Origin of the sequence: Rhodococcus erythropolis NBRC 15567 (assembly GCF_001552595.1) — a bacterium.
Lineage (GTDB): Bacteria > Actinomycetota > Actinomycetes > Mycobacteriales > Mycobacteriaceae > Rhodococcus_F > Rhodococcus_F erythropolis.
The window spans coordinates 146,777-167,441 of the sequence record NZ_BCRM01000012.1 but is presented as its reverse complement, the minus strand read 5'-3'; the positions used below and the strand labels follow the sequence as shown (position 1 = coordinate 167,441).

Here is a 20,665-nt window from a genome sequence, read left to right as displayed (position 1 = left end):
TGCGGGACTTATGTCTTGCGCATGTACATCCGGACGGTCAGGGGCGCCATGACGGCAACGATCACCGCGGCGCCGACCAACGACCACACGACGTGGATACCGAAGTGACCGTCGTTGGCCAGCTCGCGAACCGCGGTCACCAAGTGTGAGACCGGATTGACGTTCACGAACTTCTGAAGCCAACTCGGCATGGTGGCAGGATCGACGAACGCATTCGACAGGAACGTCAGCGGGAACAGCACGAGCATCGAAACACCCTGCACCGTGGACGCTTTGTTCATCAGCACGCCCATGAGGGCGAAGATCCAGCTGATGGAGAACGCGCACACCATGACCAGGATCGCGGCAGACAGAATGCCGACCACGCCGCCTGCGGGGCGGTATCCCATCGCGAAACCGACGATGAACGTGATGGTCGTTGCGATGCCGTAGCGCACGACATCGGCGAGCAATGCGCCGGACAGCGGGGCGATACGAGCGATGGGAAGGGATTTGAAGCGGTCGAACACGCCCTTGTCCATGTCCTCACGAAGCTGAGTGCCCGTGACGATGGAACCGGTGATGACGGTCTGGACGAGGATGCCGGGGATGATCGTCGGCAGATATGCCGTCACGTCACCGGCGATCGCGCCGCCGAAGATGTACGTGAACATCAACGTGAAGATGATCGGCTGGATGACGACGTCGAACAGTTGCTCGGGGTTGTGCTTGATCTTGAGAATTCCGCGGTACGCCATCGTGAACGTGTTCGCGAAGCTCTGCTGCAGGCTGATGCGGCGGGGTGCGGCATCCGGCTGGGCTATCGGCGACCGGGGTTTGGTGAGGGTGGTTGTCATGCGACGCTCCGATCGGAGTCGTTGTCGGACTGGGCGTCGTTGCGTCCACCGTCTTCGGGCTGGTGCCCGGTAATGGTCAGGAACACTTCGTCCAGGCTGGGTTTCTGTACGTTGATCTCGTCGACGGCAATTCCTTGCTCACGCAGGCGGATCAACAGGTCTGCGGTGATCGACGGGTCGCTCAGTGGTGCGGTGATCCGCCCGACTTCGGGGGTGACACCCACCTCGACGCTCAGCGCAGCCGCGATGAGCGAGCGAGCTTCCTCGGTTCGGTCACGGTCGACCAACTTGAGCTGGAGGGAGGAGATCCCGACCGAAGCCTTAAGTTCGTCGGCGGTGCCGTTCGCGATCACGCGACCTCGGTCGATCACTGCGATGCGATCGGCCAACTGATCGGCCTCGTCGAGGTACTGCGTGGTGAGCAACACCGTCGAGCCCTCGGCGACGAGTCGCCGGATGGTCACCCACATCTGGGCGCGGGTGCGCGGATCGAGGCCGGTGGTGGGCTCGTCGAGGAACAGGAGCGGCGGGCGAGCGATCAGACTGGCCGCCAGATCCAGGCGCCGACGCATACCGCCGGAGAAGTTCTTCAGCGGCTTGGTTGCGGCCTCGACCAGGTCGAACTCCTCGAGGAGTTCGAGGGACTTGGTGCGCGCATCGCGGCGGCTCAGGCCGAGCAACCGGGAGAAGATCACGAGGTTCTCGGTCGCGGTCAGGTCCTCGTCGACGGAGGCGTACTGCCCGGTGACGCCGATCAGGGAGCGGACCGCGGTGGGTTCACGGCTGACGTCGTGACCGAAGATGCGCGCCTCACCGCCGTCGGGGCGAAGGAGGGTGGCGAGCATGCGGACAGTGGTGGTCTTGCCGGCGCCGTTCGGCCCGAGGACGCCGAACACCGAGCCGGTGGGGACGGTGAGGCTGACGCCGTCGACCGCGCGGTGCTCGCCGAACTTCTTGACGAGTCCGTCGGCCTCGATGGCAAGAGGCGAAGCTGTGTGGTTCATGGGATGAAGCTTGGCAGATCGATCTTGCATGGACCTTGCGTGGAACTTGCGGTTACTTGCACAGCGCGCGAGGTCGGTGCTCCACAACCGGCAAACAATCCCCAGACGGATCTTGCTTGTCGGTGTGCGGGCGCGGCGGCATCACGCTCGCTGCATGGAGATTCTCACGCGGGCACAGGCTCACCGCGACGGCACCAGCGACGCGCAGTTGCAGCGAGCGGTCAGGCGCGGCGAGCTGCACCGAATCGCAGCGGGGATCTACATGCGAGCCGATCACTTCCGCGAACTCGATGCGAGAGCACGCCACCGCTGCGCTGTCATGGTAGCCACCGAAAGCTGTGGACCAGGCGCAATCGTGAGCCACGCTTCGGCAGCGGTCATGCACGGATTGGATTGCGGCGGATTGCGATTGGGCACCGTGCACATGACGCGTAACCGGTGCTCGGGTGGGCGGAAGAGTCAAACCTTGCATCTTCATCCGGCAGTGGTCCCGGCCGAGGAGGTCGTGCTGATCGACGGCGTCGCAACCACGTCGCTTGCGCGAACGTTCGTCGACCTCGCACGGACGACGCCGTTCGAGACCGCCGTGGTGATCGGTGATTGCGCCCTGCGACGTGGGATGAGGCGTGAGGACGTCGACGCTTCGCTCGATCATGCGCGCGGACGGCTGGGGATGAGTCGTGCGCGAGTGGCGGCGGAGTTCATCGAACCGGGTGCCGAGAGCCCAGGGGAGTCCATCAGCCGCGTACGCATGCGCGCCGACGGATGGCCGAAGCCGACCCTGCAGCACGAGATCCGTCACGGTGGCAGGTTCATCGGACGAGTCGACTTCTTCTGGAAAGAGCACGGTGTGGTGGGCGAGTTCGACGGGATGGTCAAGTACCGCGGCGACAATCCGGGTAGGGCGGTAGAGCGCGAGAAACTGCGGGAGGACGCGATCCGGGACGCGGGGTTCGAGGTGTTCCGATGGGTTTGGGCGGATCTTCGCGACTTCGAACGCGTCCACGAAAGGTTCGAGCGGGCTTGCCTCCGCGGAGCCGCGCGCTGATTGTGCAGCCGCGGCGCTGATCAGGCCTGCGGCTGAACAATCGTGCTGCGGCTGCTAGCTGAACCGAGCCACCAGAGCGGCGCGGTCGAGCTTGCCCGGCCCCCGGAGCGGCAGTGCGTCCACGACGAACAGCTCGCGCGGCGCTGCGGTGACGTCGAGTGTCCGCTGAGCATGTGTGCGTAGTTCATCGAGCGTGGGAGCTTCGCCCTCGGGTACGACCACGGCCACCACCCGCTGCCCCAGCCGCTGGTCCTCGACGCCGATCACCGCGCACTCGCGAACGGCGGGGTGATCTGCCAACGCGGCCTCGACCACCTGCGGTACGACGGTCAGCCCGCCGGTGGAGATTGCCTCGTCCAACCGGCCGCTGATGCGCAGGACTCCGTCGACCACAGCTCCGGCGTCGTCGGTCCGGAACCATCCGGGTTCGGCGAAAGCGGGGTGGTCGGGAAGCCCGCGGTACCCGGACGCGAGCATCGGTCCGCCCAGCAGTACTCGCCCGTCGTCGATACGAATCTGCGCTCCGGACAACGGGATTCCGTCGTAGACGCAACCGCCGGAGGTTTCACTCATCCCGTAGGTGCGGACGACGGTGATGCCCGCTTCGGTTGCCTGCGCGAGTACCGGCGCGGGAGTCGCAGCGCCGCCGAGCAGAACCGCGTCGAGTGACGCCAGCGCCTCGACCGCGGCGCGATCACCGAGCGCCTTGACCAACTGCGTCGGCACCAAGGAGGTGTAGCGGCGCGGTCCGCTCATCGCGGCGACGGCGCCCGGAAGCGCTGCCGGGTCGAAACCCGCACTGACGTCGACGATCACCGGTTGTGTTCCGGCGAGGACACTGCGCAACAGAACTTGCATCCCGGCGATGTGGTGCGGGGGGAGAACCAGCAACCAGGATCCGGTGCCGCCGAGGCGTTCATGGGTCGCGTCGCCGCTGGCTCGCAGTGCGCTCGCGGTGAGCATCGCGCCCTTCGGGGTTCCGGTGGTCCCCGACGTGGCGACCACCAGCGAGACGCCGTCGTCGATGGGCTGATCGGGGTGCAGAGCGTCGCTCAGTCGGGCCGTCTCGCGTGCGTCGGCAGCCGGGACGGGGAGTACGGCGTCGTGGTCGCCGCCCAGGATCTGCGCGACGGCAGGCAATACCTCGAAAGCCGCCTCGCCCTGCGGAACCGCGAGTGTGCGAAGAACGTTCACCGGATGTCCGGCCCGGCAAGGGGCCAACCGCCGTCAGCCAGATGGCTTCGCACGCGGTCGACATCGGTTTCGAGAGGCATCTCGTTGGTGATCTTCGTGATGAGGACCTGGATGTCGGTCTTCTCGATGGGCAGATCGCCGTCCTCGATCAACGCGTCGGCGACGGCGTCGACCTCGGCCTCGGAGAGTCTGCGAGTGAGGAGTGCGAAGAGCGGGATGTAGTCCTGCTCGGGGACGCCATTGGGATAGCCGGCCCGCAACCAGCCGACTATCGACGTGAGGAAGGGCGGAAGAGCCATGACGTCAGCTCACATCTCGAACTTCGTTGTCGGCGTCCACGTCTTCGATAACCGGCCACCCACCTGCGCGCAGTCTTTCGGTGACACGATCGACGTCGTCCTCGGACGGCTCCTCGTTGAGGATCCCCTCGATGATGGCGCGAATCGTGTCGTAGTCGACGTGGCGGTCCGGTACCTCGTGCGCGGACTCGATGGACATCGAAACGACCTGCTCGATCTCCTCGTCGGTCAGACGTCGACGGAGAACCGCGAGCAGGGCGAAATGATCCTTGTCCGGGATGCCCTCGGGGTACCCGGCGCGTAGCCAGTCGAGCACGCTGCGCAATGAATACTTGCTCAAATCCTCGGCCTCATTTTCGTTTCGGTGGTTTCAGTGGTGTGCCGCGACGACCACTCAGAAGACGTGGATTCCGAACGTGCTGGCCAAGAAGTTCTTCATCAACAACAGAATTCCGGCGAAGATCGTGACGAGCACGATCGCAAAACAGAGGTACGCACCCATTTTACCCAGGGTGGTCGGTCCTTCGGTGCCGTCGGGATTCGGCAGGCTCAGCGACTTGAGGCCGAATGCGAAGATCGCCGGCAGTCCCGCTCCGAAGAGCAGTCCTACTGCCACTACCTGCCAGAGCGAATCGAGGGTATCGGTGAGTAGATGCATTCTCTTGCGCCCCTTTCAGGAGTTGCGGGTGGCTTCGGTGGACGGCGTGGGTTCGGCTGCCGGGATCTCGGCAATTGCCGCATCTGAATTCTCGTCCCATTCGGCGGTGACGTTCGCCGCGTCCACGGGTTCCTTACGCGAGCGTATGTACATGAAGATCGCGAAGGCGATGAGCGCGGCGAAGACGACGAGCACGCCGGCGAGTCCGCCGACCAGATGCGCAAGAGCCCAGCAGATAGCTCCGACGACGGCAGCCGACGGCAATGTGATCAGCCAGGCTGCGGCCATCCGGCCGGCGACACCCCAACGGACCTCGGCGCCCTTGCGACCGATACCCGTACCGAGGATCGAGCCGGTGGCGACGTGGGTGGTCGAGAGGGGGAGTCCGAGGTGGCTCGACGTGAGGATGATGGCGGCGGACGACGCTTCGGCTGCCAGACCCTGCGGCGCGGCAATCTCGACAAGACCCTTGCCCAGGGTGCGGATGATGCGCCAACCGCCGAGGTAGGTGCCGAGGGCGATCGCGACGGCACAGGTGAATTTCACCCAGAACGGCATCTCGGTCTCGGCGGTGATGGTGCCGTGAGCGACCAGGGCCAAAAAGATGACGCCCATCGTCTTCTGGGCGTCGTTGGTGCCGTGTGCAAGTGAGATCAGGGAGGCGGTGCCGATCTGGCCGAAACGGAAACCGCGCTCGCGCTCGTCTTCCTTGACGGATGCGGTGATGCGGTACACGAGCTTGGTGCCGACGCCCGCGACCAGAGCAGCGACGACCGGCGCGAGGATCGCGGGGACGACGACCTTGGTCAGCACTCCGCCCCACTCGACTCCGCCCATACCGATGGAGGCGATCGCGGCGCCGATCAATCCGCCGAACAGCGCGTGCGAGGAGCTCGACGGCAATCCGAGAAGCCAGGTCGCCAGGTTCCAGATGATTCCGCCGACAAGACCGGCGAACACGATCAGCAGCAGATCCTGCCCACTGACCGCGCCGAGGTTGACGACACCTTTGGCTACCGTCGCGGCGACCTCGACGGACAGGAACGCACCGACCAGGTTCAGGATCGCGGAAAGTGTGACCGCAACTTTGGGCTTGAGTGCACCGGTCGCGATGGATGTGGCCATTGCGTTACCCGTGTCGTGAAAACCATTCGTGAAATCGAACGCGAGGGCGGTGACAACTACCACCAGGAGGATTACGAGCTCTGCGGTCACAACGTGAATTGTGCGTATCGAACGCGTAAAAGTACAGCGAACGGGATGCGAACAGGGCCTCCGTGGAGTACGTCCCCGCGCGTGGGCTGCGGCGCTGCCGTTCGCGATGTGTTCAGCGCCACGAAATCCGAACCCTGTGTGGGACCTCACTTTTTGGTCTCACTCACCGGGAAGGCACATTCGGACCGTTTTAAACGCTGATTACCTACGGGCACCGAGCGCACCGGAGCAGGGGTTTCACCTCTGTATCTCGGTGTCTGTCAGTGAGAAGGAGAGCTCCGACCGTGAAGCCCAACAAGTCCACGAAGCTGATCGTGGCACTCGCAGCGACCGCCGTTCTGGCATCAGCCTGCGCATCGAATCGTGGTGACGATCCCTACGCCGTCGCTGTCGGCGGATCAGGCGCCAGCGCCGATCTTGCGTCGAGCACATCCGACGCGAAGTTCGGCACCCTCGATTCGCCGTGCGGCGAAGGCGATGCCACCGGCGCAACCGATCAAGGCGTCAGCGACACCGAGATCAAGATCGGGTTCGGTGACGACCGCGGGTACGTGAAATCTCCCGGGTTGAACAAGGAAATGAGCGATGCGGTGAACGCGCTCATCTCGTGGTGCAACGATCAAGGCGGTATCAACGGCCGCAAGGTTGTCGGTACCGACTACGACGCCGCGATGACGCAGGCCAACTCGGTCATGCAGGAAGCGTGCGCGAGTCAGTTCATGATGGTCGGCTACGGCTTCGCGATGGATCAGACCGCCGAGCAGACGCGTGTCGCGTGCAACCTGGTGTCAGTGCCAGGCTTCACCGTCTCGCCGGACGCCGCGAACGGACCCATGACGTTCCAGGGAGTTCCGTTCCCCGTCGACTACGCGAACGGTTCGCAGTGGTTCCAGATGGCCGAGATGCATCCCGATCTGGTGAACGACTTCGACGTCGTCAACAGCACGATGCCCACGATCATCAGCTCCACCACGAAGATTCGTTCGATCGCCGAGGCAGCGGGCTTCAAGCTCAAGGATTGCGGCGTCACACTCAACTACGAGGGCGAATCGAGCTACGTGCCGTTTGCCGAGAAGTACAAGGAGTGCGGTGCGAAGGGAATCTGGACGTCACGATCGGCAAGCCCGTCGGAGCTGAACTTCGTGAAGGCCCTCGACCAGGTCGGGATCGATCCCATCTTCTTCGGTGAAGCCACCTGGTACGGCGCGACCGTCTCCGATTGGAACAAGGACACCGGACTGCTCGACAACCTCAACGCGGGCATGACCTTCCAGATGCTCGAGAACGCGGACAAGGTGCCTGCAGTGAAGAAGTACGTGGATCTGGTTTCCGAGCAGGGTGGCAAGACTGCGCTTCTCGGTATGCAGGCGGCGTCGTCGTTCCTGCTGTGGGCGGCCGCCGCGGACGAGTGCGGCAGCGATCTGACGCGTCAGTGCATGGTCGACGAACTCTCGAACATTCACGAGTGGGACGGCGGCGGATTGCATGCCGCCACCGATCCCGGCAAGAACATGCCGGCCACCTGCGGACTCATGACCTCGCTGAAGGGCAGTACCTACTCGCAGGCGTTCCCGTCCACCGCGGGCGAATTCAAGTGCGACCCCAAGTACCTCGTCGCGACCGACAAGAGCACCTGGGGAACCGAGCTCGGCGCTGACCGCGTCTCGACGAAGTACCAGAACGCCAACGTCATCAAGCCGCAGTCCTGATTCTTCCGACTCGGGCGGCGAGCGCCAACCGCCGCCGAGTCCCTAACGAGGGTTCAGCCATGAACACTTTTGTCACTTTCACGATCCTGGGCCTGGTCCTGGGGTCGGTGTACGCGATCGCCGCCTCCGGGCTGGTGCTCACGTACAACACGTCAGGCATCTTCAACTTCGCGCACGGTGCACAGGCAATGCTCGGTGCGTTCATCTACTGGCAGTTGCGCTACGGCTGGGAACTTCCCACGGTTGTCGCCTTGCTGATCTCGTTGGTCCTGGTCGGTCCGCTGATGGGTCTCGGCCTCTACGTCCTGATCATGAAGGGGCTACGCGATACCGCCGAGGTCACCAAAATCGTTGTGACGGTATCGATCCTGCTCGGAATGCTCTCGATCTCGCACTGGTTCTGGCATCCCGAGACCGCCCGAACGATGCAGATGTTCTTCGGTGACCAGTCCAAGATCACGGTGTTCGGCGCGAGCATCCGCTACCACGAGCTGATCTGCATCCTCGTTGCGATCGCTATCGCCGTCGGTCTGCGTATTCTATTCACGCGCACCCGTGCCGGTGTTGCGATGCGCGGCGTCGTCGACGATCCGGAACTACTGCGCCTCAACGGCCACAATCCGGAGCGTCTCGCGGCACTGTCCTGGGCGATGGGTTCGACGCTCGCAGTCCTGGCCGGCATCCTGATCACCCCGATCAGTGGCGGCACACTCGAGGCGAACATGTTGACGCTCTTGGTGATCGACGCGTTTGCCGCGGCCATGTTCGGCCGGTTGCGCAGCATCCCACGCACGTTTGTCGGCGCCGTGGTTCTCGGGCTTGCCGGTACGTACGTATTGGCGTACTTCCCGACCAGTTGGAGTTGGACGTCGAATTTCCGTGTCTCCCTGCCGATGATCGCGCTGTTCGTCGTACTCATCGTCCTACCTCAGGACCGCCTGCGCGGCGCGGTCACTCGCACTCGCGAGCGGTACCACGTTCCGAGCGTACGCAAGGCCGTCGTCTGGGGCGTGGCACTGATCGTCATCGTGTACCTGATCCGTCTGCTGATGGTGACGTCGGCGGTCACGACACTGACCATCGGAATGACTTTCGCGATCATCGCACTCTCGCTCACACTCCTCACCGGCTACGCGGGTGAATTGAACTTGGCGCCGGTATCTTTCGGCGCTATCGCGACCATCGTGGCCTTCCACTTCGGGATCTCAGGTTCCGGGTTGGCTGCGCACCTCAACCTGTGGGGCATCGTCGTCGGAGTCCTCGTCACCGCAGTGATCGGTGGCCTCGTCGCCCTGCCGGCGCTGCGGCTCAGAGGGCTGTATCTCGCGCTTGCGACCATGGCATTCGGAGTGTTCCTCTCCAACATGGTCCTTCGTGACACCACCGAACACGAGATGTTCGGCATGAAGTATTCGCTGTTCAAAGACGGCAACATCGCCCTCCCGCCGCTGAAGATCGGCCCGCTCGATCTGAGCGACGAAACGGTGTTCCTGATGACCGTGACCGCGCTGTTCTCGGTACTCGGCGTCGGCGTCATCGCGTTGCGTAACAGCGGCTACGGGCGCCGTCTCGCTGCGATGAAGGACAGCCCGGCCGGTTCGGCCATGCTCGGCCAGAGCCTGGTTCGGCTCAAGCTGAGCGTCTTCATGATCTCTTCGGGGATCGCCGGTCTCGGCGGCATTCTGATGTCGAGCGCGATGGGTTCCGTCTCGGGCGAGAGCTTTGCCATCATGGTCAGCCTCTCGCTGCTCATGCTGACCGTCGTCGCGGGCATCGGATACGTCACCGGCGCGCTGTTCGGTGGGCTCATGGCCGGAATCGGCTTTGCCGTCATCATGGTCTCGTTCACCAATCTGGCTTCGGCGCAACCGGAGTTGGAGGGAATGTGGCTGCTGCTGGGCAACATCGCGGCCGTCAGCCCGGCCCTGATCGGCATCGGTGTCGGCGCGAACCCCAGTGGCACCGTGCACAGCGTGATCGAGGGCTACCGTCGGCTCACCGATGCCAGGCCGGTTCTGATCGGCGGCGCCGCAGTCGTTCTGCTGACCTACGTCCTTGCTCTGACCGGCGTACTCGGCAACTGGTGGTTCGCATCCATCACGATCGCGGTGGTGTTCATGCTGCCCGTGATCGGCGAGATGGTCATGCCCCGTGCGGTTCTCACTCCGGAAGAATTGGCAGCCAAGGCGACAGTCGTTCCCGAAGACGTCGGGATCGACGTCCCGTACAGCCCCGAGATCCGTGACGAGATCGACCGCGAACTGGGGATTCCTCAGTACCAGGGCGGCTCGCCGAAGGAGTTGACCGCCCATGTCTGACACACCTCTTCTCGAAACACGCGGTGTGAGCGTTCGTTTCGGTGGGCACGTCGCGGTCAAGGACGTTTCGCTCACCGTGCAACCCGGAACCGTGACGGGACTCATCGGACCGAATGGTGCGGGCAAGACGACGCTCTTCAACACCATCACCGGGCTGCAGAAACCCACGTCAGGTCAGGTGTTCCTCGGCGGCGTCGACGTGACGAAGCTACCGCCGCACAAGCGGGCAGGTCGCGGGCTTGCACGTACCTTCCAGCGGCTCGAACTGTTCGTCTCGCTGTCGGTGCGTGACAACCTGCGTGTCGCCGGAGACATCCACAAGGCGAACGGCCGCAACAAGATCGACGTGGACAGCGAGACGGATCGTCTGCTGGAGCTGACCGGGCTGACGGATGTCGCGGACAAGGACGTCGCGGACATCCCCACCGGACGCGCCCGCGTTGTCGAAGTTGCACGGGCGCTCATGACCGACCCGCGAGTGCTGCTGCTCGACGAACCGGCCTCGGGCCAGACCGAGCAGGAAACCGAGGTCTTTGCCGAGATGCTCACCGAGCTGGCGGCGGGTGGACTTGGAATCTGTCTGGTGGAGCACGACATTCCGCTGGTGATGAAGGTGTGCTCGACCATTCACGTGCTCGACTACGGCGCAGTCCTCGCCTCGGGCGATCCGGAGAAGATCCGGACGGATCCGGAAGTGATCGCGGCCTACATCGGGACCGAGGAGGAGGCGGTATGACTTCAGCGAAAATTGGCAAGGCGAAAATCGACGAGGGCATACGCAGCCCCGACCGCTCCGAACCGTTGCTCGAACTGTCCGGTGTCCGTGCCGGTTACGGATCCATCGAGGTTCTGCACGGGGTGGATCTGGTACTCGAACCGGGCGCAGTGGTGGCGCTGCTCGGGCCCAACGGCGGCGGCAAGACGTCGACGCTCAAGATCTGCTCAGGCGTCCTGCCGGTCACCCGCGGCGAGTTCCGGCTCGCGGGCCAGGTCGTGAACGGCGTCGAGCCTTCGGAGTTGGCGAGGCTGGGCGTCTGCTCCATCCCCGAGGGGCGCGGGATCTTCGCAAACCTGACCGTGCGCGAAAATCTGTGGATCGCCACGGGAACGGGCGTCGGGTTGGCCGAACTCGAAGAGGTTGCGTACAGCAGGTTCCCGATCCTGGGGGAGCGGCGCGGGCAGTTGGCCGGATCGATGTCCGGCGGCGAGCAGCAGATGCTGGCGCTGTCACGGGCGCTCGGCACTCACCCGACGGTGCTCCTGCTCGACGAGCTGTCGATGGGTCTCGCACCGCGAATCGTCTCGCAGATGTACGACGTCGTCGGCTCGCTTGCAGCCGAAGGCATTTCCATTCTCGTCGCCGAGCAGTTCGCACGAGCGGTGCTGCCCATCGCGACCTCGGCCGCACTCATGTTGCAGGGACGCGTCGTGAAGACCGGCGATCCCCTCGACATCGAAAACGAACTTTCTACCAGTTATCTAGGAGGATGACGATGACTACTCTCGCCGAAGATCGCCGTGAGGAATTCAAGAAGAACATCGCAGAGTTGAAGCTGGACAAGAAGCAGGCAGGCGGCGACGCTGCGACGCGCATCGCCGGCCTGGTGCTCATGGTCGTCGGTGTGGTCGGCGCCTTCGTCGTCTACATCTCTTCGCTGACGCTCTCGGACCTGCGGGATCTGGTGTCGTACCAGATCCTCACCGTGGTTTTCCTCGCCCTGACAGTGGTCGGTGCCGCACTCTTCCTGGCCGCATCGGTGGCAAAGGTGCTGCGGCTGTGGTTGGTTCGCCAACTGCTCGAGGGTCAGGCCCAGACAGATCAGATCTCTCAGGCGCTGAGCACGCGCAACTGATCTCTGCGAAGAACCGACAGATGCCCGCCACGAAAGTCGTGGCGGGCATCTGTCACTGCTCGGCTACAGTGGTGTCTCGACTACGCGGACGGTGGCCGGGAATCGCGTCGGATGGGATGGTCCTCCGGGATCTGCACCATCACGATCGGTGTCCCGTCCGGGTCGGCGATCCACATCTCGTGCAGACCCCACGGTTCTTGCCTGGCCTCGCGGGCGATCTTGACTCCGGCGAGAACCAGTTCGGTCTGAGCGGCAGTGAGGTCACGGACCTGCAGCCAGATCGCGCCGCGAAAGCCACCTTCGCCGGTGCCGCCGTGCGCAGCGACTTCGATCAGCCCTTGGCCGGCGAAGAAGACTGTGCCGCCGGGATATTCACGAGCGATCGCCAGACCGAGGGTGTCTCGGTAGAAGCTCAGCGTTCGTTCGTACTCGCTCGGGCGCAATATCGTACGGCTACTCAGAATCTCCACGTCCGACCTCCCTCTCGCACCTACTGTCTCAGAAGTACCAGGGATATGGTGACCAATCGGGATCACGCTTTTCGAGGAACGAGTCGCGACCCTCGACGGCCTCGTCGGTCATGTACGCCAAACGTGTTGCCTCACCGGCGAACAGCTGCTGGCCGACCAACCCGTCGTCCTGCAGGTTGAACGCGTACTTGAGCATCCGCTGTGCCTGCGGCGACTTGCCGTTGATCTTGCCTGCCCAGTCGATCGCGACGTTTTCGAGTTCCGCGTGGTCGACAACCTTGTTGACCGCGCCCATCTGATGCATTTCCTCGGCGGTGTACGTCTCACCCAGGAAGAAGATCTCGCGAGCGAACTTCTGGCCCACCATCTTTGCCAGATAGGCGCTGCCGTAGCCGCCGTCGAAGCTTCCGACGTCGGCGTCGGTCTGCTTGAACCGTGCGTGCTCGCGGCTGGCGAGCGTCAGGTCGCACACCACGTGCAGGCTGTGACCGCCGCCCGCAGCCCAACCGTTGACCAGGCAGATCACGACCTTCGGCATGAAGCGGATCAGGCGCTGGACCTCGAGGATGTGAAGGCGTCCGGCGCGTGCTTTGTCGACGGTGTCCGCCGTTTCACCTTCGGCGTACTGGTAGCCACTGCGGCCACGGATGCGCTGGTCTCCGCCCGAGCAGAACGCCCAGCCGCCGTCCTTCTCGCTCGGTCCGTTGCCGGTGAGCAGGACCGCTCCCACGTCGGAGGTCATACGGGCGTGATCGAGCGCGCGGTACAACTCGTCGACGGTGTGCGGGCGGAACGCATTACGTACTTCCGGTCGGTCGAAGGCGACGCGAACGGTGCCTTGACTGACGTGCCGGTGGTACGTGATGTCGGTGAGGTTCTCGAATCCGGGAACAGGGCGCCAGAGCTGCGGGTTGAAGGTCACCTCAGTCACGATAGAGGCACGCCTCGCGTGTCTAACGGATGCCTGAGGTAGAACACGTTCCCGGGCGCGCTAACGTGCAGGTCATGAGCGAACAAACCGCAGACGGCACGGAGATCGTCACAGACGGTGAGAAGCGGGGCGGATTTCCACGGTTCCGGCACACTCCTGCAGGTCCGGACTTCGGCCGCTTCGTCGAAGCGATGCGCAGGTTGCAGGACCTTGCCGTCTCGACCAATGTTCCCGACGACGTACTCGCTGACATCGCTACGCAGGCCGAGGAGCTTGCCGATCGGTTGACTCCGTACGAGGTGCCGGAGGGCAAGTCGCCCGCGGGCTCGAACATCCAACTGCCCGGACGCGGCAGCCTCCTCATGCTCCCGTGGATGGTCGAGAAGTTCGACACCGAAGGAGTCCGCAGTACCGGCGTCTTCCGCCGCTACCACCTGGGCGGCAACGGTGCCGCTCACGGCGGCGTCCTGCCCTTGCTGTTCGACGACGTCTTCGGGATGACGGTCCACGCGGGTGGTCGTCCGATTTCCCGGACCGGCTACCTCCACATCAACTACCGTGCGATCACTCCGCTCAACACGCAACTGGTGATCGAAGGGAAGGTGGATCGGGTCGAGGGTCGCAAGACCTTTGTCAGCGCACGCCTGACCGACCTCGACGGCAAGCTCCTCGCCGACGGTGAGGCGCTCATGATCGAACTGCTTCCAGGACAGCCCTGAGATGTTCCCCTCGTTCGACGATCTGATCTCGGACGCCGTGGTGCTCGCGCTGCCGATGCGAGTTCGCTTTCGCGGCATCACGACTCGTGAGGCTCTGCTCGTTCGTGGCCCGGCCGGGTGGGGAGAATTCGCACCGTTCGTCGAGTACGACGACGACGAGGCGTCGCAGTGGTTGCTCGCCGGGATCGAGGCGGCGTGGCTGGGTCCGCCGCCTGCGCTTCGTCACGCCGTTCCCGTCAACGCCACCGTGCCGGCGATCGACGCCTCTACCGTTCCGCAATTGTTGGAGCGCTTCCCCGGGGCCCGGACCGCCAAGGTCAAGGTCGCCGAGAAGGGGCAGTCGTTGGCGCAGGACGTCGCCCGGGTGAACGAGGTGCGTCGGCACATCCCGAACGTGCGCGTCGACGCCAACGGCGGGTGGAGTGTGGACGAGGCGATCACGGCTTTGCGAGCGATCACCGAAGACGGTGAACTCGAATATGCGGAGCAGCCGTGTGCAAGCGTCGAGGAACTGGTCAGCGTCCGCGCCGCGGGGACCGGTGTGCGGATCGCTGCAGACGAGAGCATTCGCCGTGCCGAGGACCCGTTGCGCGTCGTACGAGCCGGGGGAGCGGACGTAGCCGTCGTGAAGGTGCCCCCGCTGGGCGGAATGCGTGCTGTGGTGGCGCTGTCGGCGCAGCTGGCGGACTACGGGGTGCCGGTGGTGGTATCGAGTGCGCTGGACACGGCTGTGGGGATGTCCGCGGGACTGGCGGCCGCGGCAGCCTTGCCCAGGCTTCCGTTTGCCTGCGGCCTCGGCACGGGCGGCCTGTTCGTCCGGGATATCGCGGTCACCGGAGCAGCCGTCGACGGCGCTTTGTCCGTTGGTGCCGTCGAGCCTGATCCGGTTCTGCTCGAGACGCTGGCCGCGCCCGCGGACCGGCGCGACTGGTGGTTGGAGAGGGCCAGGCGCTGCCATCGGATACTCGGCAGTAGAGACCTGCCGAATTTCGTATAGTCTCGGGCGCGACCTGATGAACATCAGTGAAGAATGAAGGGATCGAAAGTGGTTGCAGCTCTGAACGAAACCCTGCTCGAGGAATCACGGGTTCCCGCGGTCGTCGCGGACGTGCAGACCTTGATCGACGCAGAGGTTTCGGATAAGTCGGGGGCCTCAGGGCTGGCTCTCAAGGGTGGCTACGGCGCGGTCAAGAAGGTGAGCCCGTCCATCGTGCCGGACGCCGTCACCGCGCTTCTGCCGGCTTTCGTGGCAAAGCTCGAGCCGTACTGGCAGGAATTCTCGGCTTCCGGTGAAGGCAGCTTCGCCGATTTCATCAGCGCCCGCGGTGACGCGGTTGCCGATTCCCTCCTCGAGGTGACGGACGAGCGTATCGAAGGTAGCGACAAGGCCGTCGTCAAGTCGATGTACTCGAAGCTGCGCGGTTCGGCCAAGAAGCATGTGACTGCAGCTCTGCCGCGTCTGGGCGATGTGATCCAGAAGCACGCTGCATAAGCGAACGTAAGACAACGAGCGGCCCGGGAGTTTCTCCCGGGCCGCTCGTTTTTTTGCATTCGTTTGTCAGTGAGCCGAATGTCCGTGGCGCCAGAAGCCGGTGAAGGTGATGTCCGTCTTGGCGAACTTTCGGTCGTTCACGAGATGCCGACGCAGCCCGGTGGTGAGTGCCTGTTCGCCGGCGACAAACGTGTAGGACGGCCCCTCGGGCAGTTCGGCGGCGCGGACGGTCTCGAGGGTCAGAACACCCGGCGTTGCGTGTTCGTCCTCGCGAACGAGCCAATGCACGTTGACGTTCGCCAACTCCGGAATGTCTTGCTTGTCTTCGATGTTCGGAATCTCGACGAAGACCTCGGCACGCAGGTCTGCCGGCGCGGTTTCCAGAATGCCGATGATCGCCGGAAGTGCGCTCTCGTCGCCGACGAGCAGTTGCCACTTGGCCTCGGGTGTGGGGTTGTAGATGCAGCCTTCGTCGAGGAGGGCGACATTGTCGCCGGTCGACGCGGTGTCCGCCCACGCGGATGCCGGGCCGATGTCGCCGTGATAGGCGAAGTCGATGTCGATCTCCGTGGTCTCACCGAAGAGACCGGATCCGGCAGCACGGTAGGCGCGAATCGTGTAGTTGCGCACGACCGGTCGCGTGTCCTTGGACATCAACAGGTACTGCGCGTACCAGAGATTGCTTGCCGCGCTCGGCAACCGGAGTTCGCTCTGGCCGACCTGCGGGATGAACATGCGGAACCACTGATCGGCACCCATCGGTGCGATGGTGGACAGCTCTTCGCCGGCAATGGTCACTCGGATGAAGCTCGGGCTGATTCGTTTGTTCGCCACGACCTGCGCCGACACGATGCTGCGTGAGGCCGGTTTCACGAACTTGGCGCGCTTGGCCATGACTGGTTGCTCCCTGATTAGCTGTTACTCGTACCTAATCAGGTAACCCTAACCTGATTTACGGCCGGTGTGGAGTGGTGGGTCTGTCCTTTTCGACGACTTCGGGAGGAAGACCCCACTGCGCTCGGCCAAGTCGGCTCATCGGTGCGATTGCCGCGAAGTCCGGTAACCCGTCGTCGGCGACAGCCTCGGGACGTACTGCGACCGCGACCACATTTCCCATCACGACAAATGAATTACCGACCTCGATGACCTGGTGAAGCGTGCATTCGATGGCGATCGGGGAGTCGGCGACCCGGACGGGGCGAACCCGCTCGCTCGGTTCGCTACGGATGTTCAACTCGAGAAATTCGTCGGCCTCGGCGTCGTAGAAGGCGGAACTCTGGTTCACCACGTCGGCAAGCCTGGCAGTCGCCAGGTTGATCACGAATTCGCCGGTCGCTTCGATGTTGCGCAGACTGTCCTTGCGTCCGACCGACGTGAACTGCACGATCGGCGGCGCCGAACTTGCCACGGTGAAAAAGCTGTACGGAGCCAGATTGCCGACGCCGTCCGCCGACAGGGTGGACACCCAGGCAATCGGCCGGGGGACCACCGAAGCGGTGAGTAACTGATAGAACCGGCGGGGTTCGAGCTCGGCTGGATCGAAGAGTGTGCGCACCCACACATAATGCCGCTGTCCCCGCCCCTGGGCATGCTTGCACCCGAACATCTGACACTCTTGAAGGCGTGAATCCGTCCACTGCACAAGCCACAGCCGTCGTCGACGAACTGGTTCGTGGTGGCGTGCGTGAAGTCGTGCTGTGTCCAGGCTCTCGCAACGCGCCCCTCGCATTTGCCCTCCAGGCCGCCGATCTCGACGGCCGGTTGCGTCTGCACATGCGGATCGACGAGCGGACAGCAGGCTTTCTGGCACTCGGACTGGCAATCGCCGGGAAACGACCGGTCCCCATCGTGATGACTTCCGGGACCGCCGTCGCGAATCTCGGACCCGCTGTCCTCGAGGCCAACTACGCGCGAGTGCCGCTGGTGGTCCTGAGCGCCAACCGGCCGTACGAGATGCTCGGCACCGGCGCCAACCAGACCGTCGAGCAACTCGGGCTCTTCGGCAGTCAAGTCCGGGCCACCATCAGCCTGGGCCTGGCGGAGGACGATTCGACGCAGAACAGCCAGTGGCGCTCGGCTGTATGCCGGGTCCTCGCCGCTGCCCGCGGAACCCGATCCGGAAATGCGGGTCCGGTGCATTTCGACATACCACTTCGTGAGCCGCTGGTGCCGGACGTGCACGTGCAGGGACCGGTCCCGGAGGGCCGTCCCGGCGGTGCGGCCTGGACCACCACCCAGAACGCGACGCTCGATGTTCCGGTCGATCTGGACCTCACCGCAGATACGGTGGTCATTTCCGGACACGGCAGCGCACTTCGGCCTGAGCTGGCCGGCCTGCCGACTGTGGCCGAGCCGACGGCTCCGATGCACGGGATCGCACTGCATCCACTCGCGCTCTCGCAACTCAAGCCCAAGCAGGCGATCATCACCGGCCGCCCGACGTTGCATCGTCAGGTCTCGAAGGTGCTGGCCGACCCGAGCGTCGACGTCTACGCGCTGACTACCGGGCCGCGCTGGCCCGACGTATCCGGCAACGTGCTCGCCACCGGAACCAGGGCAGTGGTCACCGGGACGCCCGATCCCGCCTGGATCGCACGCTGCGCCGCGCTGACCGAACACGCCGAAACTGCCGTCCGCAAGCAACTCGACGCCCACCCCAAAGCCACCGGCCTGCACGTGGCAGCTGCCGTGATGGATGCACTCGCGGACGGCGACCAGCTTCTGCTCGGCGCGTCCAACCCCGTTCGCGACGCGGCCCTCGTGAGCTATCCCAAGCCCGCCGTGCGGGTGCTGTCCAATCGCGGGGTCGCAGGTATCGACGGCACCGTCTCGGCGGCGGTCGGTGCCGCACTGGCATACGAGGGCGGCCGGACCGTCGCTCTCATGGGCGACCTGACCTTCCTGCACGACGCGTCCGGGCTGCTGATCGGGACCGGTGAGCCGAGGCCGAGCGACCTCACCATCGTCGTGGCCAACGACGACGGCGGCGGCATCTTCGAACTCCTCGAACAAGGCGACCCACAGTATGCCGGCGTCTTCGAGCGGGTGTTCGGAACACCGCACGGCATGGACCTCGCTGCGCTGTGCGCGGCCTACCGCGTGCCGCACGCAGCCGTCACCGTCGACGCCCTGGCAACGACGCTGGCGCAACCCGCAAACGGCATTCGTGTGCTCGAAGTCGCAACAGATCGCAGTGGACTGCGCGAACTCCACGCTTCCGTGCGGGCACAGCTGTGACGCAAACGGTTCTGCGGCGCTTCCGCATCGGCGTACTCGTGGTTGCGGTCGGCATTTCGGTGCTCGCGGTGATCCTGGTTCTCGGTGCCTGGCGCAACGATCGGACCATCGAATCGAACATGGGGACCGCAACCGCCGAGGTGCTCTCGGCAGGCTCGCTACGTTCGGCGATCAGCTTCGTGACACCAGACGGCGCGAATCACAACCCTGAACTCGGCGTGCTCTACCCCACCAATCTGACTGTGGGACAACGCATCGAGGTGGAGTACTCCAAAGCCGACCCTGATTTGGTCCGGGTAGCGGGACGCAACGCGACGGTGGCGCTGATCCCGGCGGGATCGGTGATCGTCGTGACGTGGCTCCTGGCTGGACCGTCGATCTGGTACCTGCGCAAGCGGGAAGCGGGAGCTCCGGGATCGGCGCCGGTCGCCTCGAGTTAGTTCGCGCTTCGCCGGAACTTCACACGAACATGACGTGGACTTTTCCTGGCCCTGTCACCGTTCTCGGTGTGAGAGTAGCCATCGTTGCGGAGTCATTCCTGCCCAACATGAACGGCGTCACCAACTCGGTACTACGCGTGCTCGAACACCTCGATCGCACTGGCCACGACGCCATGGTCATTGCGCCGGACACTGTCGGATCCGACACCTCTGCCGCCACCGAACACGAAGGTGTTCAGGTGGTTCGGGTGCCCGCCGTCATGGTGCCCAAAGTCAGTTCACTCCCCGTCGGCCTGCCACAACCGCGTCTGACGACGGCCGTGCGGACCTTCGCGCCCGACGTCGTCCATCTGGCGTCGCCGTTCCTGCTCGGCGCCGGGGGAGTGGCCGTCGCCAAGCGGCTCGCGATACCCACCGTCGCGGTTTACCAGACCGACGTCGCCGGATTTGCCGAAAGCTACGGTCTCGGCGTCACCAGTCGCGCCGCGTGGGCGTGGACCCGTCGAATCCACAAGAGCTGCAACAGGACCCTTGCGCCGTCCACGTCGGCAGTCGACGCCCTCGAAGAGCACGGCATTCCGCGCGTGCACCGATGGGCCCGCGGCGTCGACGCACAACGATTCGCGCCTTCGCGTCGTAGCTCGGCGTTGCGGCAGTCCTGGATCGGCGACAGCGACCAGTTGGTGGTCGGCTTCGTCGGTCGCCTCGCGCCCGAAAAGCACGTCGAGCGACTGGCCGTGCTGGCTGCCGATCCCAGCGTGCAGATCGTGATCGTCGGAGACGGCCCGGATCGCGAGAACCTACGACGACTGATGCCGGATGCGATTTTCACCGGACAACTCGGCGGTACCGCGCTGGCCGACGCCTATGCGAGCCTGGACGTATTCGTTCACCCCGGCGAGCACGAAACTTTCTGCCAGGCGGTTCAGGAAGCCCTCGCGAGCGGTGTACCTGTCGTCGGACCGGACGCCGGTGGACCACGTGACCTGATCTCGCATTGCCGCAACGGCTACCTCCTGCCGACGGACAGGTTCACCGAACTCCTGCCAAGCGCCGTCGACGCACTTCGTCAGCGTGATCTGCGGGTGCAGTTCGGCTCCGCGGCGAGGCGCTCGGTGCTGCACCGGACCTGGCCGGCAATCTGCGAAGAGTTGCTCCGTCACTACGAGGACGTGCAGGGCCTCGGGCGGCGAACGGGTGCCAGAGCAGCCTGAACGCCTTCGCTGCCCGAGGGTTGGTAGC

The 20,665-nt window shown here is 64.4% G+C and carries 23 protein-coding genes; 12 read left to right on the top strand and 11 right to left on the bottom strand.

Annotation, left to right across the window (positions count from 1 at the left end):
• Positions 1 to 8: 8 nt before the first annotated feature.
• Both RE4_RS17995 and RE4_RS17990 read right to left on the bottom strand, forming a co-directional pair.
• Positions 9 to 836 carry an ABC transporter permease gene (locus tag RE4_RS17995; protein ID WP_003941848.1) on the bottom strand — a complete coding sequence of 276 codons (828 nt, stop codon included), beginning with the start codon at positions 834 to 836 and terminating at the stop codon, positions 9 to 11.
• Positions 833 to 1,840 (bottom strand): daunorubicin resistance protein DrrA family ABC transporter ATP-binding protein, encoded by a 1,008-nt coding sequence (locus RE4_RS17990; RefSeq protein WP_003941960.1) that lies wholly within the window; start codon positions 1,838 to 1,840, stop codon positions 833 to 835. Before RE4_RS17990 ends, RE4_RS17995 begins: the two co-directional genes overlap by 4 nt.
• 154 nt (positions 1,841 to 1,994) lie before the next feature.
• Here RE4_RS17990 and RE4_RS17985 point away from each other — a divergent pair, with 154 nt between their 5' ends.
• Entirely contained in the window at positions 1,995 to 2,888 is an 894-nt protein-coding gene (locus RE4_RS17985) for a type IV toxin-antitoxin system AbiEi family antitoxin domain-containing protein (RefSeq protein ID WP_060939064.1), read from the top strand.
• A gap of 54 nt (positions 2,889 to 2,942) precedes the next feature.
• Here the strand turns inward: RE4_RS17985 and menE are convergent, their stop codons facing one another.
• The 5 genes from menE to RE4_RS17960 are packed head-to-tail and all read right to left on the bottom strand — an operon-like array spanning position 2,943 to position 6,254.
• On the bottom strand, positions 2,943 to 4,082 hold the full coding sequence (gene menE, locus RE4_RS17980; RefSeq protein WP_060939063.1) for an o-succinylbenzoate--CoA ligase: 1,140 nt from the start codon (positions 4,080 to 4,082) through the stop codon (positions 2,943 to 2,945).
• On the bottom strand, positions 4,079 to 4,381 hold the full coding sequence (locus RE4_RS17975) for a DUF3349 domain-containing protein (protein ID WP_019744336.1): 303 nt from the start codon (positions 4,379 to 4,381) through the stop codon (positions 4,079 to 4,081). Before RE4_RS17975 ends, menE begins: the two co-directional genes overlap by 4 nt.
• Positions 4,382 to 4,385: 4 nt before the next feature.
• The gene (locus RE4_RS17970) at positions 4,386 to 4,721 is read right to left on the bottom strand and encodes a DUF3349 domain-containing protein (RefSeq protein ID WP_019744335.1); all 336 of its coding nucleotides are present in this window, start codon (positions 4,719 to 4,721) and stop codon (positions 4,386 to 4,388) included.
• Positions 4,722 to 4,775: 54 nt separating this feature from the next.
• Positions 4,776 to 5,039 (bottom strand): membrane protein, encoded by a 264-nt coding sequence (locus tag RE4_RS17965; protein ID WP_019744334.1) that lies wholly within the window; start codon positions 5,037 to 5,039, stop codon positions 4,776 to 4,778.
• A gap of 15 nt (positions 5,040 to 5,054) precedes the next feature.
• A complete protein-coding gene (locus tag RE4_RS17960) occupies positions 5,055 to 6,254 on the bottom strand; it encodes an inorganic phosphate transporter (protein ID WP_019744333.1) in 1,200 nt (399 codons plus the stop codon).
• A gap of 284 nt (positions 6,255 to 6,538) precedes the next feature.
• Between RE4_RS17960 and RE4_RS17955 the strand changes: the two genes are divergently transcribed.
• The 5 genes from RE4_RS17955 to RE4_RS17935 are packed head-to-tail and all read left to right on the top strand — an operon-like array spanning position 6,539 to position 12,134.
• Positions 6,539 to 7,963 carry an ABC transporter substrate-binding protein gene (locus RE4_RS17955; RefSeq protein WP_060939062.1) on the top strand — a complete coding sequence of 475 codons (1,425 nt, stop codon included), beginning with the start codon at positions 6,539 to 6,541 and terminating at the stop codon, positions 7,961 to 7,963.
• 59 nt (positions 7,964 to 8,022) lie between these two features.
• Positions 8,023 to 10,281 (top strand): ABC transporter permease, encoded by a 2,259-nt coding sequence (locus RE4_RS17950; RefSeq protein WP_046378220.1) that lies wholly within the window; start codon positions 8,023 to 8,025, stop codon positions 10,279 to 10,281.
• Positions 10,274 to 11,017, top strand: coding sequence for an ABC transporter ATP-binding protein (locus tag RE4_RS17945; protein ID WP_007728482.1), 744 nt, complete (start codon positions 10,274 to 10,276; stop codon positions 11,015 to 11,017). Before RE4_RS17950 ends, RE4_RS17945 begins: the two co-directional genes overlap by 8 nt.
• Positions 11,014 to 11,772, top strand: a complete 759-nt coding sequence (locus RE4_RS17940; protein WP_046378221.1) for an ABC transporter ATP-binding protein — start codon at positions 11,014 to 11,016, stop codon at positions 11,770 to 11,772. The genes RE4_RS17945 and RE4_RS17940 overlap by 4 nt, the downstream gene beginning before the upstream one ends.
• A 2-nt stretch (positions 11,773 to 11,774) precedes the next feature.
• Complete coding sequence (locus tag RE4_RS17935) at positions 11,775 to 12,134, top strand: hypothetical protein (protein WP_003942018.1); 360 nt, start codon at positions 11,775 to 11,777, stop codon at positions 12,132 to 12,134.
• 80 nt (positions 12,135 to 12,214) lie between these two features.
• On the opposite strand, the gene RE4_RS17930 is transcribed toward RE4_RS17935, so the two are convergent.
• Both RE4_RS17930 and RE4_RS17925 read right to left on the bottom strand, forming a co-directional pair.
• Complete coding sequence (locus RE4_RS17930; protein ID WP_019744328.1) at positions 12,215 to 12,604, bottom strand: VOC family protein; 390 nt, start codon at positions 12,602 to 12,604, stop codon at positions 12,215 to 12,217.
• A gap of 28 nt (positions 12,605 to 12,632) precedes the next feature.
• Positions 12,633 to 13,526 (bottom strand): 1,4-dihydroxy-2-naphthoyl-CoA synthase, encoded by an 894-nt coding sequence (locus RE4_RS17925; RefSeq protein ID WP_024487301.1) that lies wholly within the window; start codon positions 13,524 to 13,526, stop codon positions 12,633 to 12,635.
• Between the two features lie 83 nt (positions 13,527 to 13,609).
• On the opposite strand from RE4_RS17925, the gene RE4_RS17920 reads away from it, so the two are divergent.
• The 3 genes from RE4_RS17920 to RE4_RS17910 are packed head-to-tail and all read left to right on the top strand — an operon-like array spanning position 13,610 to position 15,746.
• A complete protein-coding gene (locus RE4_RS17920; protein WP_024487302.1) occupies positions 13,610 to 14,254 on the top strand; it encodes a PaaI family thioesterase in 645 nt (214 codons plus the stop codon).
• Between the two features lies 1 nt (position 14,255).
• Entirely contained in the window at positions 14,256 to 15,251 is a 996-nt protein-coding gene (locus RE4_RS17915) for an o-succinylbenzoate synthase (protein ID WP_060939061.1), read from the top strand.
• A 48-nt stretch (positions 15,252 to 15,299) separates the two neighbouring features.
• A complete protein-coding gene (locus tag RE4_RS17910) occupies positions 15,300 to 15,746 on the top strand; it encodes a DUF6918 family protein (protein WP_003941973.1) in 447 nt (148 codons plus the stop codon).
• Positions 15,747 to 15,812: 66 nt separating this feature from the next.
• Here the strand turns inward: RE4_RS17910 and RE4_RS17905 are convergent, their stop codons facing one another.
• Together RE4_RS17905 and RE4_RS17900 are read right to left on the bottom strand one after the other, a co-directional pair.
• On the bottom strand, positions 15,813 to 16,640 hold the full coding sequence (locus RE4_RS17905) for a siderophore-interacting protein (RefSeq protein WP_020968957.1): 828 nt from the start codon (positions 16,638 to 16,640) through the stop codon (positions 15,813 to 15,815).
• Positions 16,641 to 16,698: 58 nt separating this feature from the next.
• Complete coding sequence (locus RE4_RS17900) at positions 16,699 to 17,301, bottom strand: flavin reductase family protein (protein WP_060939082.1); 603 nt, start codon at positions 17,299 to 17,301, stop codon at positions 16,699 to 16,701.
• A 68-nt stretch (positions 17,302 to 17,369) separates the two neighbouring features.
• Between RE4_RS17900 and menD the strand changes: the two genes are divergently transcribed.
• The 3 genes from menD (at position 17,370) to RE4_RS17885 (ending at position 20,637) form a co-directional block, all read left to right on the top strand.
• The gene (gene menD, locus RE4_RS17895) at positions 17,370 to 18,983 is read left to right on the top strand and encodes a 2-succinyl-5-enolpyruvyl-6-hydroxy-3-cyclohexene-1-carboxylic-acid synthase (protein ID WP_060939060.1); all 1,614 of its coding nucleotides are present in this window, start codon (positions 17,370 to 17,372) and stop codon (positions 18,981 to 18,983) included.
• Positions 18,980 to 19,423 carry a DUF3592 domain-containing protein gene (locus RE4_RS17890; protein ID WP_020968960.1) on the top strand — a complete coding sequence of 148 codons (444 nt, stop codon included), beginning with the start codon at positions 18,980 to 18,982 and terminating at the stop codon, positions 19,421 to 19,423. The genes menD and RE4_RS17890 overlap by 4 nt, the downstream gene beginning before the upstream one ends.
• A gap of 68 nt (positions 19,424 to 19,491) precedes the next feature.
• Positions 19,492 to 20,637 (top strand): glycosyltransferase family 4 protein, encoded by a 1,146-nt coding sequence (locus tag RE4_RS17885; RefSeq protein ID WP_024487303.1) that lies wholly within the window; start codon positions 19,492 to 19,494, stop codon positions 20,635 to 20,637.
• Positions 20,638 to 20,665: the final 28 nt, after the last annotated feature.